At 71.0% G+C, this 16,227-nt stretch carries 12 protein-coding genes; 8 read left to right on the forward strand and 4 right to left on the reverse strand.

Going from position 1 to position 16,227, the window contains the following annotated elements; translation table 11 throughout:
- The first annotated feature begins 32 nt into the window (after positions 1-32).
- From OHU74_RS13780 to OHU74_RS13795, 4 genes are all read left to right on the forward strand, one after another.
- Positions 33-782, forward strand: a complete 750-nt coding sequence (locus tag OHU74_RS13780) for a TIGR03089 family protein (RefSeq protein WP_371616165.1) — start codon at positions 33-35, stop codon at positions 780-782.
- Positions 783-1,014: 232 nt separating this feature from the next.
- Positions 1,015-2,274, forward strand: coding sequence for an LCP family protein (locus OHU74_RS13785; RefSeq protein WP_371616166.1), 1,260 nt, complete (start codon positions 1,015-1,017; stop codon positions 2,272-2,274).
- Between the two features lie 223 nt (positions 2,275-2,497).
- Entirely contained in the window at positions 2,498-4,222 is a 1,725-nt protein-coding gene (locus OHU74_RS13790) for an LCP family protein (RefSeq protein ID WP_371616167.1), read from the forward strand.
- A 100-nt stretch (positions 4,223-4,322) separates the two neighbouring features.
- Entirely contained in the window at positions 4,323-5,987 is a 1,665-nt protein-coding gene (locus OHU74_RS13795) for an LCP family protein (protein WP_371616168.1), read from the forward strand.
- 80 nt (positions 5,988-6,067) lie between these two features.
- Here the strand turns inward: OHU74_RS13795 and OHU74_RS13800 are convergent, their stop codons facing one another.
- Entirely contained in the window at positions 6,068-7,093 is a 1,026-nt protein-coding gene (locus OHU74_RS13800) for a glycosyltransferase family 2 protein (protein ID WP_371616169.1), read from the reverse strand.
- Positions 7,094-7,216: 123 nt separating this feature from the next.
- On the opposite strand from OHU74_RS13800, the gene OHU74_RS13805 reads away from it, so the two are divergent.
- Positions 7,217-8,743 carry an LCP family protein gene (locus tag OHU74_RS13805; protein ID WP_371616170.1) on the forward strand — a complete coding sequence of 509 codons (1,527 nt, stop codon included), beginning with the start codon at positions 7,217-7,219 and terminating at the stop codon, positions 8,741-8,743.
- 29 nt (positions 8,744-8,772) lie between these two features.
- On the opposite strand, the gene OHU74_RS13810 is transcribed toward OHU74_RS13805, so the two are convergent.
- Positions 8,773-9,312, reverse strand: coding sequence for an acyl-CoA thioesterase (locus OHU74_RS13810; RefSeq protein WP_371616171.1), 540 nt, complete (start codon positions 9,310-9,312; stop codon positions 8,773-8,775).
- Between the two features lie 106 nt (positions 9,313-9,418).
- On the opposite strand from OHU74_RS13810, the gene OHU74_RS13815 reads away from it, so the two are divergent.
- Complete coding sequence (locus tag OHU74_RS13815) at positions 9,419-10,786, forward strand: LCP family protein (RefSeq protein WP_371616172.1); 1,368 nt, start codon at positions 9,419-9,421, stop codon at positions 10,784-10,786.
- A gap of 43 nt (positions 10,787-10,829) precedes the next feature.
- Here OHU74_RS13815 and OHU74_RS13820 read toward each other — a convergent pair whose 3' ends face one another.
- Both OHU74_RS13820 and OHU74_RS13825 read right to left on the reverse strand, forming a co-directional pair.
- On the reverse strand, positions 10,830-11,912 hold the full coding sequence (locus tag OHU74_RS13820) for a sugar phosphate nucleotidyltransferase (protein ID WP_371616173.1): 1,083 nt from the start codon (positions 11,910-11,912) through the stop codon (positions 10,830-10,832).
- A gap of 113 nt (positions 11,913-12,025) precedes the next feature.
- Positions 12,026-13,198: an acyl-CoA dehydrogenase family protein gene (locus tag OHU74_RS13825; protein WP_250736830.1), complete on the reverse strand. Its 1,173-nt coding sequence runs from the start codon at positions 13,196-13,198 to the stop codon at positions 12,026-12,028.
- A gap of 206 nt (positions 13,199-13,404) precedes the next feature.
- Between OHU74_RS13825 and OHU74_RS13830 the strand changes: the two genes are divergently transcribed.
- Together OHU74_RS13830 and OHU74_RS13835 are read left to right on the forward strand one after the other, a co-directional pair.
- Complete coding sequence (locus OHU74_RS13830) at positions 13,405-14,763, forward strand: UDP-glucose/GDP-mannose dehydrogenase family protein (protein WP_371616174.1); 1,359 nt, start codon at positions 13,405-13,407, stop codon at positions 14,761-14,763.
- A 98-nt stretch (positions 14,764-14,861) separates the two neighbouring features.
- On the forward strand, positions 14,862-16,208 hold the full coding sequence (locus OHU74_RS13835) for a glycosyltransferase 87 family protein (protein ID WP_371616175.1): 1,347 nt from the start codon (positions 14,862-14,864) through the stop codon (positions 16,206-16,208).
- The last annotated feature ends 19 nt before the right edge of the window (positions 16,209-16,227 follow it).

Consider the following 16,227-nt stretch of genomic DNA (forward strand, 5'->3'; position numbering starts at 1 on the left):
GGGGCCGCCCGGTCCCGCGTAGGCTCTGGGGCGTGAACGCCACTGACCGCACCCCTGCCGACCTGCTGCGATCCGCGCTCGCCGCCGATCCCGGCCGCCCGCTCGTCACCTTCTACGACGATGCCACGGGCGAGCGCGTCGAATTGTCCGTCGCCACCTTCGCCAATTGGGTGGCCAAGACCGCCAATCTGCTCCAGGGCGACCTGGGCGCGGAGCCCGGCGACCGGCTGGCCCTGCTGCTGCCCGCGCACTGGCAGAGCGCGGTGTGGCTGCTCGCCTGCGCCTCGGTCGGGGTCGTCGCCGAGGTGGGCGGGGATCCGGCCGACGCGGATCTCGTCGTCTCGGGGCCGGACACCCTCGACGCGGCCCTGGCCTGCTCCGGCGAGCGGGTCGCGCTCGCGCTGCGGCCGCTGGGCGGGCGGTTCCCGCAGCCGCCGGCCGGGTTCGCGGACTACGCCGTGGAGGTGCCGGGGCAGGGCGACCGGTTCGCTCCGTTCCAGCCGGTGGACGCGGACGGGCCCGGCCTGGTGGTCGGCGGCGAGGAGCTCTCGTACGCCCGGATCTGCGAGCGGGCCCGCGAGGACGCGGTGAAGCTCGGCCTCGGGGAGGGTTCGCGGGTGCTGACCGGGCTCGGCTACGGCGGCTGGGAGGGTCTCTCCGCCGGGCTCTACGCGGCTCTGGCCGCCGGCGGCTCCGTGGTGCTGTGCCGGAACCTGGACCGGCTGCCGGCCGAGGGGCTGGCGCAGCGGATCGAGAGCGAGCGCGTCACCCACACCGTCTGACCGGCGGCCTCCGGTCGGCCCAATCCGTCCGACGGCGGCCTCCGGGACGCCCTACCCGTCCGGCCGTACCCCGTCACCCACACCGCCCAACGGGTCCCGCGGCCGATTTGTCACCCACATGGCCCTGTACAGGGCCCTGCCCCCGGGCCGCCGCGGCAACCCGGGGGCAGGATCGGCACAGGCCGTACTCACCCGTACGGCCTGCCGGGACGGGTGAGGGGACGGAACGCGAGTGACGGACAGCGCGGGCATACCGGACGGCACCGAAGCGGCCGGAGGCAGTGCGAAGCCTCCGAACGGCCGCAGGCGCCGGCTGCTGCGCTGGACCGGGATCGGGGCTTCCCTGTTCGTCCTCGCCGGGGCGGCCGGCGGCTGGTGGGTCTACTCCAAGCTCGACGGGAACATCACCGAGGACACCTCCGCCGCCGCCGAGCTGCGGCGCTACGACCGGGAGCGTCCGGTGCACCTGGCGGGCGGCGCGCAGAACATCCTGCTGATCGGCTCGGACTCCCGCTCCGGCAAGGACAACTCCCGCTACGGGCAGGACGAGGGGACCCAGCGCTCGGACACCACGATCCTGCTGCACCTGCCCGCGGACCGCAGGAGCCTGACGGCGGTGTCGATACCGCGGGACCTGATGACGGAGATACCCGGCTGCCTGAAGCAGGACGGGAACCGCACCACGGAGCAGTTCGCCCAGTTCAACTGGGCCTTCGAGTGGGGCGGGGCGGCCTGCACGATCCGCACGGTGGAGGCGATGACCGGCATCCGGGTCGATCACCACATGGTGGTGGACTTCGGCGGGTTCACGAAGATGGTGGACGCCATCGGCGGGGTGGAGGTCTGCCTGAAACGGCCGGTGGACGACCCGGAGGCCAAGCTGAAGCTGTCGGCCGGACGCCAGACCCTGCAGGGCGAGCAGGCGCTGGGCTTCGTACGGGCCCGCTACAGCCTGGGCAACGGCAGCGACACCGAGCGCATGGAGCGCCAGCAGCTGTTCCTCGGCTCGCTGGTGAAGAAGGTGCAGAGCAACGGGGTGCTGCTCAATCCCGGGAAGCTCTATCCGCTGCTGGACGCGGCGACGTCCTCGGTGACCACGGACCCGGGGCTGGCCTCGCTGCGGGGGCTGTACGAACTCGTACGGGGCGTGCGCGACATCCCGACCGACCAGATCAAGTTCCTCACGGTGCCGCGCCGGCCGTACCACGCCGATGCGAACCGGGACGAGCTGCGGGAGCCCGATGCGAGCCAGCTGTTCCAGCGGCTGCGGGCGGACGAGCCGCTGAGCATCGCGCCGCCGGAGCCCACGCCCCGGTCAACGCCCCGGTCCACTCCTCAGAGCGACCGGGCGGAACGGGCCGCGGAGAGCGACGCCGACGGGAAAGCGCCCTCGGGGGCTCCCGGAAAGGCCGACGGCGAGGGAACCACGGACGCCCCCACCCCCGCCCCCACCTTCACCGGAACCACCGCGGGCGTCGCCGACTGCCGGTAAAGCAATCCCAAAAGCCGGAGACGAGGCCGAGCTTGTTGAGGCGATTGCCCCGTTGTAAGAGCGTGGAATGCATCACCAGCATGGTTTGCGGCGAAGCGGTCCGGATAAGGTGAGCGACCCGGTGCCCGGCCAGTACAGAGGCCGTGCGCCAGCAGCCGGATCGTTGACCGGGCGCCCAAGGGGAGGCGCGTCGTGAAGCACCGACGGAGGATTCGAGCAAACCGTGGATGCGCAAAGCCGTGGACGGGCCGACGAGATCGACCCCGCAGACCAGTGGGTGCTCAACCCCCGCACCGGCAACTACGAACTGCGACTGGAGCAATCCGCTCCGCAAGCGCCCGGGCAGCGGCGCGCACCCGGCACCACGCCGCGCAAGGCCCCCGGTGCTCCCGTCACCCCGGCGGTTCCCGGACCGCGCCGCGGTGACGTCCCGCCCGGCGGAGGCCGGCGCGGCGGACGTCCGCGCAAGGGCGGCGGCGGGCGGCGCAAGAAGATCCTGGTCATCACCGGCGGATCCCTGGCGTTCGTGCTGGTCGCCGGGTCGATCGCCGGGTACCTCTACTACGACCACCTGAACGGCAACCTCAAGGTCACCGACGTCGGCAATGCCGGAACGAGCGGCGGCTTCAAGAAGGACCAGCCGATCAACATCCTGGTCATCGGCACGGACAAGCGCAGCGGTGCGGGCAACGAGGGGTACGGGGACGCCGGCAGCGTCGGCCACGCCGACACCACGATCCTGTTCCACGTCGCGAAGGACCGCTCCAACGCCACGGCGCTGTCCATTCCGCGCGACCTGATCACCAACGTGCCGGACTGCCCCACCAAGCAGCCGGACGGCTCGACGAAGAACATCGCCGGCGCGCACGGCGTCCGCTTCAACACCAGCCTCGGGCAGGACGGGCGCGACCCGGGCTGCACGATGCGCACGGTCAAGGAGCTCACCGGGATCCAGGTCGACCACTTCATGATGGCCGACTTCAACGCGGTGAAGAACCTGAGCTCGGCGGTCGGCGGAGTGCCGGTCTGCCTGGACAAGGCCGTGGACGACAAGGACTCCAAGCTGAAGCTGTCGGCGGGCGAGCACCGGCTGCAGGGCGAGGAGGCGCTGGCCTTCGTACGGACCCGGCACGCCTTCGGTCAGCGCAGCGACCTCGACCGCATCAAGACCCAGCAGCAGTTCCTGGGTTCGATGATGCGGGAAATGAAGTCGAAGCAGACGCTGACCAGTCCGCAGAAGTTCCTCTCCCTCGCCGAAGCGGCCACCAAATCGCTGAGTGTGGACTCGGGAATAGGTTCGATCGGGAAACTCACCGATCTCGCGGGTGAGTTGAAGGGCATCGACCTCAAGAACATCACCTTCACCACTCTTCCGGTTCTCGACAATCCGGCGGAGCCGCCCGGCTCGGCGGCCACCGTGGTCGTCAAGACGGCGCAGGCCGAGCCGCTGCTGCAGATGATCCGGGGGGACGTCTCGCTGACGGAGGTCGAGAAGAAGGAGCAGGCGGCAAAGGACGCGGCGGGCGCGCAGGAGCAGGCCAAGCTGGACGCGCTCATGGAGGGGCCCCGTGCCGCGGCCAAGGACGTCCGGGTGGACGTCTCCAACGGCGGTGGGCCGGCCGGTTCCGCTTCTTCCACGCTGACCTGGCTGCAGAACACCAAGAAGGTCCTGAAGTCCGCCAACCTGGGCAACGCGCCCGCCAAGGTGGACGCCACGCAGCTGGAGTACGCCCCCAACCAGGCCGACCAGGCCCGTGCCTTGGCCGACATGATGGGTCTTCCCGCGACGGCGCTGAAGATGGGCACGGCCGATGCCGATCCCAAGACCCCGATGAAGCTGACGCTCGGCGCGGACTTCAAGGGGGCGGGGGTGTCCATGACGGCTCCGCAGAAGGCGCCCGAGGACATCCAGCGGGTCGAGGCGGACAAGTCGGTCTGCGCCAAGTGACCGGCGGGGCGGCCACCGGGCCGTTCCCGAGCACCACATAGCATTTCGGGACTGTCGGAGCGACAGTACGCCGACACAGAGTGATCTTGAGGGGGGACGTGTGAGGCACAGCAGCGTGCAAGGGGAGGGGTCGTCGGCCCAGGCCGACGACGGCATATCCGGCGGCCGTCCGGCCGCGAGCGGAACCGTACCCCCGCCGCGGAACGGGTCCGGCCACCGCCGCCGTGGCGGCGGCGCGAAGCGCACGACCCGGCGCGGCAAGCGCCGCGTGCTGCGCTGGGTCGCCTCCGTGGTGGCGCTGCTCATACTCGGCACGGCGGCGGGCGGTTACCTCTACTACCGCCACCTCAACGCGAACATCCAGAGCGGCCAGCGCCTGAGCGGTGACAGCGGGGTCGCCAGGACCGAGGCCGACGCCGCGGGCCGGCGCCCGATCAACATCCTGATGCTCGGCTCCGACATCCGCGACGAGGCGAACGCGAAGCTCGGCGGGGGCTGGGACAACATCGGCGGCCCCGCGCGGGCCGACGTGCAGATGCTGATCCACATCTCCGCCGACCGGAAGAACGCCTCGGTCACCTCCGTCCCGCGCGACACCATGGTGGACATCCCGGAGTGCACCGATCCCAAGACGGGCGAGAAGTTCAAAGCCACCAAGACGATGATCAACGAGAGCCTCGCGCACGGGGGTCCCGGCTGCACCCTGGCCACCTGGGAGAAGATGACCAACGTCTACATCGACCACTGGATGATGATCGACTTCACCGGTGTCGTGAGCATGGCCGACGCGATCGGCGGCGTCGACGTCTGCGTCAACCAGAACGTCTTCGACCAGTCGAAGCCGGGGTCGGGGACGGGCGGTTCCGGCCTCAAGCTGACGGCGGGCACCCACAAGATCCAGGGCGAGCAGGCGCTCCAGTGGCTGCGCACCCGGCACTCCTTCGGCAGTGACATGGGCCGGGCCAAGGCGCAGCACATGTACATGAACTCGATGATGCGCGGGCTCAAGAGCCAGAACGCCTTCACCGACATCCCTCGCCTGACGGGTCTGGCGGAGGCGGCGACGAAGGCGCTGAAGGTGTCGGAGGAGATCGGCTCGGTCAAGAAGCTCCTCGACCTCAGCCTCGCGCTCAAGGACGTACCGATCAACCGCATCACGATGGCCACGATCCCGGTGATGGATTACCCGGGGGACAAGAACCGGGTGGCTCTCAACCCCGCGGACGCCGAGAAGATGTGGACGATGCTCCGCAAGGACGTCGCCATGGACTCCAACGGCGACCCGGCCGAGAGCGGCAAGCCCGGTACGAGCGCTTCTCCGTCGCCGTCCCCCGAGCCCTCCAAGGCCCCGGCCACCGACCCGGCGAAGATCGCCGTACATGTGGTCAACGGCACCGGGGTCGGGTCGGCCCCGGCGCCCAGGCGGGCCACGGTCGTCGCGGGCCAGCTGGTCAACAAGGGGTTCGCGCTGGCCAAGGCGGACAGCACGCTCACCCCGGAGAAAACCACGGTCGTGCGCTACGCCACGGACGCCCAGGCGGCCGAGGCGCAGAGCGTGGCGGCGGCCCTCGGGATTCCGGCGAGCTCGGTGCAGAAGGCCGCCGGGGCCGACCGGATCACCCTCGTGGTGGGCGCGGACTGGCGGGAGGGCAACGTCTACCCGCAGCAGGCCGCACCCGATGCCGGAGCGGTCCCGGAGTCGGCCGAGATCCTCAACGGCACGGACACCAGCTGCATGGACATCTACGAGCCCTTCCGCTGGTGAACTGAGCCGGCGCGGGTCATGAGAAAGGGGTGAGCCGGTCCGATCGGACCGGCTCACCCCTTTCTCATGGGTACGAAGGCTCAGACCTCGCTGGGGTCGCGGCGCACCGACGGGCGGCGGCTGGCGATGACCTTGGCGGCGAGCGAGCGGGGGCTGGTCAGGAAGCCGTAGCCCCAGCACAGGTGCATGGTCGCCAGGGCGACGGGGATCTGCGCGCGGGCCTTGAGCGAGAGCCCCTTGCCGGCCGGGACGGACCCGGCGGTGATGGCCGCGAGGTAGCCGGCCGGGACGACGAAGGCCCAGGGGGTGACGGCCGCGCCGGCGACCAGTCCGGCCGCGATCGTGCAGACGGCGGTCGGCGGGGCGAGGTAGCGCAGGTTGATGGAGCCCGAGTGGTAGCGGGCCACCACGTGGCGCCAGCGCCCGTAGTCCTTGTACTGCTTGGCGAGCGCCCGCACGGAGGGCCTCGGGCGGTACTGGACCTTGAGCTCGGGCGAGAACCAGATGAGCCCGCCGGCCTCGCGGATCCGGAAGTTCAGCTCCCAGTCCTGGGCGCGGATGAACTCCTCGTTGTAGCCGCCGGCCTTCTCCAGGGCCTCGCGGCGGAAGACGCCGAGGTAGACCGTGTCGGCGGGGCCGGCGGCGCCTCCGGTGTGGAAGGCCGCGTTGCCGACGCCGATCTTCGAGGTCATCGCGGCGGCTACGGCGTCTTCCCAGGGGTTCTCGCCCTCGGCGTGCATGATGCCGCCGACGTTCTGCGCGCCGGTCTCCTCCAGGAGGCGGACCGCGGTGGCGATGTAGTTCGGGGAGAGCATGCCGTGGCCGTCCACGCGTACCACGATCGGGTGGCGCGAGGCGTTGATCGCGGCGTTCAGAGCGGCGGGGGTCCGGCCGGTGGGGTTCGGCACGGTATGGACCCGGGGGTCTTCGCGCACGAGCTCGGCGGCGATCTCGTCGGTGCGGTCCGTGGACGGCCCCAGCGCGATCACCACCTCCATCTCCCCGGCGTACTCCTGTCCGAGGATGTGGCGGACCGAGTCGCGCAGATGGCGCTCCTCGTTGAGTACCGGCATGATCACCGAAACTGCGGGCTGCTGGACGGGCATGTGGTCCTTCAAGGTCGGGTATCGGTGTCACGTTACCGCGTACGGGGGAAACGGGTGCGCGGCGGATGAGCGGTAGGGACAGCGGCTGATCGTATGGACCTACTGTTCTGACGAATCAGCCGAATGCGAGCTTCCGGATCGACCCGAACCGCTGACCCCGCGGAGGTTTCCCCCGTGCCCCAGCCGCACCGTCCCACCCGGCCCGCCCGGCCGACGCAGCGCGCGCGGCGGGAGCCCCGCCGGGCGGACAAGCCCCGCTGGGGGGTCCGGCTCGCGGCCGGTCTGTCGGTGGCGGTGCTGGGCTCCGGCGCGCTCGGGCACGCCGTGATGACCGGGCTGGACACCGGCATCCAGCGGGTGGACCCCTTCAAGGACATGAAGAACCGCCCGCAGGCCGGGCACGGGGTGAACTTCCTGCTCGTCGGCACCGACGGCCGCGACAAGATCACCTCGGACGAGAAGCGCGAGTACCGCCTGGGCGGGGCGCCCTGCCACTGCACCGACACCGTCATGCTGGTCCACCTCTCGGCGGACCGGACCCGGGCGAGCGTGATCAGCCTCCCCCGCGACAGCTACGTGGAGCTGCCCGCGCACCTGGACGAGTCCAGCGGGAAGCAGCACGGGGCGCACCCCGTGAAGCTCAACGCCGCCTACGCCGAGGGCGGGCCCAACCTGACCGTGCGCACCGTCGAGAACATGACCCGGGTGAAGATCGACCACTACCTGGAGGTGGACTTCACCAGCTTCATGAAGACGGTCGACGCCATGGGCGGCGTGGAGATCTGCACCGCCAAGCCCCTGCACGACTCCAACACCGGCCTCGACCTGCTCCCCGGCACCCACCGCCTCAGCGGCGGCCAGGCACTGCAGTACGTGCGCTCGCGCCATGTGGACGGGGCTTCGGACCTCGGCCGCATGCAGCGCCAGCAGCGGTTCATCGCCGCCCTGATCAAGCAGGCCACCCACGGCGGGGTGCTGCTCAACCCGGTCAAGTTCAAGGAGGTCAGCTCCACCCTGCTCGGGTCGGTGCGGGCCGACAAGGGGTTCGGATCGGAGCAGATGCTGGCGCTCGGGCAGGCGATGCGGGACTTCACCCCCTCCTCGTCGGAGTTCGCCTCGGTGCCCGTGGGTGACGCCTCCTTCCCGGTCAAGGGCCTCGGCTCCACCGTGAAGTGGGACGAGGCGAAGGCCGCGAAGCTCTTCGAGGCGCTGCGCGAGGACCGGCCGCTGGCCCCGGCCCCCGCCCCCGGCCGGCCGGCCCCCCGCCAGCAGCCGGCGGTACCCGTGGACGTGGCTCCGCAGCAGGTCCGGGTACAGGTGGAGAACGGCACCAGGATCGACGGGCTGGGCACCCGGGTGGACTCGGCGCTGCGCGCCACCGGCTTCGACACCACCGGAGCTCCGGGGACCGGCGCGAGCCGCGAGGTCAAGCGCACGGTGATCACGTACGACCCGCGCTGGGACCGCACGGCCCGTTCGGTGGCCACCGCGCTGCCCGGCAGCGAGCTGCGGGCCGTTCCCGGCCAGGGCAAGACGGTGGTGGTCATCGCGGGCGCGGACTACCGCAAGGTGGTGGCGGTGCGCGCGGAGGACCCGTACCAGGGCGAGTTCGGCGTGGTCACCGGCGATCAGGTCGTCTGCGCGAAGTAGGGCCCGCGCGGAGAGGACCCGCGGCTGCGTCAGACCTCGTCGAAGCCCTGGGCCGCGCGGTGCTCGCGCAGTTCCATGATCGCCTGGCGGCGGGCCAGGCGGTGGGTGCGGCGGATCTGGGCCTCCTGGTAGCGGCGCTCGTCCTGCTCGGTCTCCGGGAGGACCGGCGGGACCCGGCGGGGCCTGCCCTCGGAGTCGACGGCGGCGAAGACGAGGTAGGCGCTGCCGACCTGGGTGGCGGGGGTGGACTCGTTCCACCGCTCGGCGAGGACGCGTACGCCGATCTCCATGGAGGAGCGGCCCGTCCAGTTGCACTGGGCCTTGACGTGCACGAGGTCGCCGACCCGGACGGGGGCGAGGAAGGCCATCTCGTCCATGGACGCGGTGACCGCAGGGCCGCCGGAGTGGCGACCGGCCACGGCGCCGGCGGCGTCGTCCACCAGTTTCATGATCACACCGCCGTGCACGGTACCGAGGAGGTTGGTGTCGTTGGCGGTCATGATGTGGCTGAGGGTGGTGCGGGAAGCCGAGATCGGCTTGCCCGCCGGCTCGCCCGGTATCTCTGTCATGCAGCCACCTTAAGTGCGGCGCCGAGGCATCAGCTCTGCAACAGCACCGGTACGAACACCCTCCCGGGCTGTTCGGCGACACGCCCGGCCAGGCATTCTTGGGCACATGAGTGACTGGGACGGGTGGAGCGGCGAGCAGGACCAGCGCGGCCGCCGCGATGACGGGTACGGGCGCGGCAGCGGCCAGGCGCAGCCGGAAGGCGCGCAGCGGATGCGGCACGTCCAGCGGCCGGCCCAGCAGGGCGCGCAGCCGCGGCGGCCGGCGCAGCCTCCCGTACCGCCGCCCGCCGGTCCCGGCGGCCCGGCCCGGACCCCGTACGTGCCCGGGCAGCAGGACGGCTCGTACAGCAGCGGCAGCGGCGCCGGTGGCGACGGGTACGACAGCGGTTACAACACCGGCCAGGTCTACGGCGGCGGCAACGGCCAGCAGCCCCCCACCGGGCCGGGCAGGCGCACCGGCGGTCCGGGCGGCACCGGCGGTCCGGCGGGAGGGGCGCCCAACTGGGGCAAGCGGATCAGGATCGGCTCGATCGTGCTGGTCTCGGGCCTGCTCGTGACGGGCATCGGCACCTACTTCTGGGCCGACTCCAACGTGCGCCGCGAGGTGGACCTCTCCAAGGTCATCGAGCGCCCGAAGGAGGGCGACTGCACGACGTACCTGATCGTGGGCTCCGACAGCCGCGAGGGCATGTCCGACGAGGAGAAGAAGAAGCTCCACACGGGCTCGGCCGAGGGCAAGCGGACCGACTCGATGATGATCCTCGCCAAGTGCTCCAGCGGGAACACGATGATCTCCCTGCCGCGCGACTCGGACGTGGAGATCCCCTCCTTCGTCGGCTCGGAGTCGGGCAAGAAGTTCGCGGGCACCGGCAAGCGGACCAAGCTGAACGCGGCCTACGCCGAGGACGGCCCGGAGCTGCTGGTGCGGACGGTGGAGTTCAACACCGGCCTGCGCATCGACCACTACGCCGAGATCGGCTTCGCCGGCTTCGCGAACATCGTGGACGCGCTGGGCGGGGTGGAGCTGAACATCGAGAAGGGGTTCAAGGACGAGAAGTCGGGAGCCGACTTCAAGGAGGGCACGCAGACGCTCAACGGCGAGCAGTCGCTGGCCTACGTGCGCACCCGCTACGCCTTCGCCGAGTCGGACCTGCAGCGGACGAAGAACCAGCAGAAGTTCCTGTCGGCGCTGGCGAGCCAGGCGGCGACCCCGTCCACGGTCCTGAACCCGTTCACCCTGTACCCGGTGCTGGGCGCGGGCCTGGACACCCTGATCGTGGACAAGGACATGGGGCTGTGGGACATGGGTCAGATGTTCTTCGCGATGAAGGGCATCAGCAGCGGTGACGGCGTCTCGATGAACATGCCGATCTCCGGGCAGCGCGGCGGCAACCTCGTCTGGGACAAGGCCAAGGTCCAGCAGCTGGTGCAGCAGATCCAGAAGGACGAGAAGGTCACCGTCCGCGGCAACTGACCGCGGACCCCGCTCCCCGGACCCGCGCCCCTGGAGTCAGGTGTCAGGCGTCCGGGGAGAAGCGGATCGACGCGGCGGGCAGCTGCGCCCCGCACCAGACCCGGGCGCCCGCACGGAGCTCGTTGTCGGCCCCCACTACGGCGCCGTCGCCGATGACCACGGCGTCCAGCACGGTCCGCGCGCCCACCGAGGCGCCGGCGCCGATCAGGCTGGCGCTCAGCTGCGCGTCGGGGCCCACGACGGCGTCCTCCAGCACGATGCAGCCCTGGAGGACCGCGCCCGCCTCGACGCGGGCGCCGGCGCCCACGACGGTTCCTCCGGACAGCTTGGCCCCGGTCGCGACCTGCGCTCCGGGCAGCACCAGGAACTCGCCGCGCCGTCCGGGGACGGCCGGGGAGGAGACGACTCCGCGGACCAGGTCGGCGGAGGCCTGGATGATCGCCTCCGGCTTGCCGAGGTCCATCCAGTACGTGTTCTCGGTGACTCCGTGCAGGGTGGCCCCGGAGGCCAGCAGGCCGGGGAAGGTCTCGCGCTCGACGGAGACGGCCCGGTCGGCCGGGATGGAATCGATCACGCTGCGGCGGAAGACGTAGCAGCCGGCGTTGATCTGGTCGGTGATGATCTCTTCCGGGGTCTGCGGCTTCTCGGTGAAGGCCAGCACCCGCCCGTCGGCGTCGGTGGGGACCAGGCCGAAGGCGCGCGGGTCCTCGACCCGCACCAGGTGCAGGGAGACGTCGGCGTCGGCCGCCTTGTGGGATTCGACGAGACCGGCGATGTCCAGGCCGGTGAGGATGTCTCCGTTGAAGACGAGGACGGAGGAGTCCGGTCCGCCGGTGAGCAGCCGGGCCGCGTTGCGGATGGCTCCGCCGGTGCCCAGGGGCTCGTCCTCGACCACGTACTCCAGGTGGACGCCGAAGTCGGATCCGTCGCCGAAGTAGGGCTCGAAGACCTCGGCCAGGTAGCAGGTGGCCATCACGATGTGGGTGACACCGGCGGCGGCGGCGCGCGCTATCTGGTGGGCGAGGAAGGGAACGCCTGCCGTGGGGACCATCGGCTTCGGCGTGTTCACCGTGACGGGGCGCAGTCGCGTCCCCTGCCCGCCGACCAGCAGGATCGCTTCCGTCATGAACTTTCTCCCCAACCGGTTCCGGGCGTACGAGGTCCCAAGCTAGCCCATCGCCGGGACCCGGAGCGGCCGCAGGCGGACCCGGTGGGGACCGCCTGCGGCGACTGCGGCGGTTACGGCAGGTTCCGTGCCATTACGATCCGCTGGACCTGGTTGGTGCCCTCGTAGATCTGCGTGATCTTCGCGTCGCGCATCATGCGCTCCACCGGGTAGTCCCGCGTGTAGCCGTAGCCGCCGAGCAGCTGGACGGCGTCGGTGGTGACCTCCATGGCCACGTCCGAGGCGAAGCACTTGGCGGCGGCGCCGAAGAAGGTGAGGTCCTCGTGGGGGCCTCCGCCGGAGACGCGCTCCGAGCGGGCGGCGGCCGCGTAGGTCAGCTGGCGGGCGGCCTCGATCTTCATGGCCATGTCCGCGAGCATGAACTGCACGCCCTGGAAGTCGCCGATCGGCTTGCCGAACTGCTTGCGCTCCTGGACGTAGCCCTTGGCGTAGTCCAGGGCGCCCTGGGCGATGCCGAGGGCCTGGGCCGCGATGGTGATGCGGGTGTGGTCCAGGGTCTTCATCGCGGTGGCGAAGCCGGTGCCCTCGGCGCCGATCATGCGGTCCGCCGGGATGCGCACGTTGTCGAGGTAGACCTCGCGCGTCGGGGAGCCCTTGATGCCGAGCTTCTTCTCCGGGGCGCCGAAGGAGACGCCCTCGTCGGACTTCTCGACCACGAAGGCGGAGATGCCCTTGGAGCGCTTCTCCGGGTCCGTGACGGCCATGACCGTGTAGTACTCGGAGACGCCCGCGTTGGTGATCCAGCGCTTGACGCCGTTGAGGACCCAGAAGTCCCCGTCGCGCACCGCGCGGGTCTTCATGCCGGCCGCGTCGGAGCCCGCGTCGGGCTCGGAGAGCGCGTACGAGAACATCGCGTCGCCCTTGGCCAGCGGGCCGAGGTACTTGGCCTTGAGCTCTTCGGATCCGGAGAGGATCACCGGGAGCGAGCCGAGCTTGTTGACGGCCGGGATCAGGGAGGAGGAGGCGCAGACGCGGGCCACTTCCTCGATGACGATCACGGTGGCGAGGGCGTCGGCGCCCGCGCCGCCGTAGGTCTCGGGCACGTGCACGGCGTGCAGGTCGCTGGCCACGAGCGCGTCGAGGGCTTCCTGCGGGAAACGGGACTCCTCGTCGACCGCCGCTGCGAAGGGCATGATCTTCGCCTCGGCGAGCGCGCGGACGGACTCGCGGAGCATGTCGTGCTCCTCGGCCGGGCGGTACAGGTCGAAGTCGGCAGAACCCGCCAAGATCTCTCACTCCCCAGGTGGTGCGTGATGCTAACTACCGTTAAGTAACCCAAGCTTAGTGTCCGGCCCTCGAGCGCGACATGGGCGTCGCACGTGAGTTGCGTGACAGCGGGGACGACCGGGAGGCCGCCGGCGGAATGCATCCCCGGTCACGGGCCCGACTATGCTCGGTTGCCGCATACGGCCCCGCACCACCAGGAGCACGCATGGCCCCCCTGAAGATCACAGTGATCGGCACCGGATACCTCGGCGCGACCCACGCCGCGGCGATGGCGGAACTGGGCTTCGACGTGCTCGGGCTGGACGTGGTCCCCGAGAAGATCGAGGTGCTGGCCTCCGGCCGCGTACCGATGTACGAGCCGGGACTGGAGGAGCTGCTGGCCGCCCACGTGGCCGGACTGCCCGGCTCCACGGGCCGGCTGCGCTTCACCACCTCCTACGAGGAGCTCGGCGCCTTCGACGCCGACGTCCACTTCGTCTGCGTGAACACCCCGCAGAAGCACGGCGAGTACGCCTGCGACATGAGCTACGTCGACTCCGCCGTGGAATCGCTCGCCCCGCACCTGACCCGGCCCGCCCTGGTCGTCGGCAAGTCCACCGTGCCCGTCGGCTCCGCCGAGCGCCTCGCCGCGAAGCTGACCGCGCTCGCCCCGGCCGGCGAGGAGATCGAACTCGCCTGGAACCCGGAGTTCCTGCGCGAGGGCTATGCCGTCCAGGACACCCTGCACCCCGACCGGATCGTCATCGGCGTCCGCGCCGGAGCCGACGGCGAGCGCGCCGAGAAGCTCCTGCGGGAGGTCTACGCGACCCCCCTGGGCGAGGGCACCCCGCTGGTCGTCACCGACTTCCCCACCGCCGAACTCGTCAAGACGGCCGCCAACTCCTTCCTCGCCACGAAGATCTCCTTCATCAACGCGATGGCCGAGATCTGCGAGGCGGGCGGCGGCGACGTGGTGAAGCTGGCCGAGGCCATCGGCCACGACGAGCGCATCGGAAAGAAGTTCCTGCGCGCCGGCATCGGCTTCGGCGGCGGCTGCCTGCCCAAGGACATCCGGGCGTTCATGGCACGGGCCGGAGAACTCGGCGTCGACCAGGCCCTGACCTTCCTGCGCGAGGTCGACTCCATCAACATGCGCCGCCGCGGGCACATGGTCGAGCTGGCCCGCGAGGCCGTCGGCGGCTCGTTCCTCGGCAAGCGGGTCGCGGTGCTCGGCGCCACCTTCAAGCCGGACTCCGACGACGTCCGCGACTCCCCCGCCCTGAACGTGGCCGGGCAGATCCACCTCCAGGGCGGCCAGGTCACCGTCTACGACCCCAAGGGCATGGACAACGCCCGCCGGGTCTTCCCCACCCTGAGCTACGCCGACTCCGCGATCGCCGCGGCCCGCGGCGCCGAGGTGGTCCTCCACCTCACCGAGTGGAGCGAGTTCCGCGACCTCGACCCCGCCGCCCTGGGCGAGGCCGTCACCGACCGCCTCATCCTCGACGGCCGCAACGCGCTGGACCCCGAGCTCTGGCGCGCGGCCGGCTGGACCTACCGCGCCATGGGGCGCCCCCGCGCTTGATCCACTTCGTTGCGGAATGGGCGGTTTCACATCCCGTCACCTGATTGTTGGCGGCACGCCCCCGAGCGTCACCTCGTGCGTCGCTAGACTCACCGCCGATGACCAGTACCAGCACGAGAAGCGCTGTCCGCCCCACCGCAGGCGCGCCGGGGGCGGCCCCGCGTGCCGGTCGGGGACGCATCGACTCAGCCCTGCGGACCCGCCGGGGCCACCTGGCCATGGCGGGATTCTGGCTGGCCACCCGGACCCTGATGGTGGTCCTCCTGGTGGTGAACCTGCACGGCACCTCCTCGGTGCGCGTGGAGATCACCCAGACCTACAACAACTGGTACGACGTCCTCGTCACGGGGACGATGCCGCACAACGACGTCATGTGGCAGTACCCGCCGGCCGCGGCGGCCGTTTTCCTCTCGCCCGACCTGCTCCCCTTCTTCAGCTACTTCCAGGCCTTCGTCGCGCTGACGGTCGTCTGCGACGCCCTGATCGCCGTCGGCCTGGTCCGCGCCGCCCGGCGCCCCGACGGCAGCATGGCCGGCGCCGTGCTGTGGCTGACCTCGCTGCCGCTGCTGCTGTCGCTGCCCTTCGGGCGCTACGACCTCCAGGTCACCCTGCTCGCCGTCGGCTCGCTGCTGTGCCTGCGCTTCCGCCGCAAGCTCGGCGGCGTACTGGCCGGCATCGGCGCCCTGGTGAAGGTGTGGCCGCTGCTCACGCTGATCGGCACCCCGCGCGGGCGCACCACCCGTGACGCGGTGGTCTCCGCCGTGGCGGCCGCCGCCGCACTGCTCGCCGTCCTCGCGCTGTTCTTCCGCGACACCCTCGGGTTCCTGGGCAACCAGGGCAACCGCGGCATCCAGGTCGAGTCCCTCGGCGGATCCGCCCTGATGTTCGGCAAGCTCGTCGGCGCCTGGTCGGGGAAGACCGAGATCCGCTACGGCGCCTACGAGTACCTGGGCCCGTACGTCTCCAGCGTGGCCATGCTCTCCGTCGCGCTGACCGTCACCGGCTTCGGCTGGCTGCTGCTGTGGCGGGTCAAGGCCCGCCGCTGGTCGACCGCGACCCCGCTGGACGCCGCGCTCTGCGCCATCCTGGTGTTCACCATCACCAGCCGGGTCCTCAGCCCGCAGTACCTGATCTGGCTGGTCGGGCTCGCCGCGGTCTGCCTGACCTGCCGGCACACCACGCAGCGCCCGGTCGCCTGGCTGATCGTCGCCTCCACCGCGCTCAGCACCGTGATCTATCCGCTGACCTACGGCTCGCAGATCCTGCCGGGCACCGTCGTCGGCACCGTCCTGCTGTGCCTGCGCAACGGACTGCTGGCCTGGGCCGCCGTCCTGTCCTGCAAGCGGCTGTGGAAGGCCTCCGTCACCCGCCTCCCGGAGCCCGGGCCGAAGGCCGTGACCCCGGCCCCGGCCGCGGCCAAGGCGGGGGTTCCGGCGCGGGTCTAGTACCGCAGCGCGCGGTACG

This window comes from Streptomyces sp. NBC_00454, from assembly GCF_041434015.1.
GTDB lineage: Bacteria > Actinomycetota > Actinomycetes > Streptomycetales > Streptomycetaceae > Streptomyces.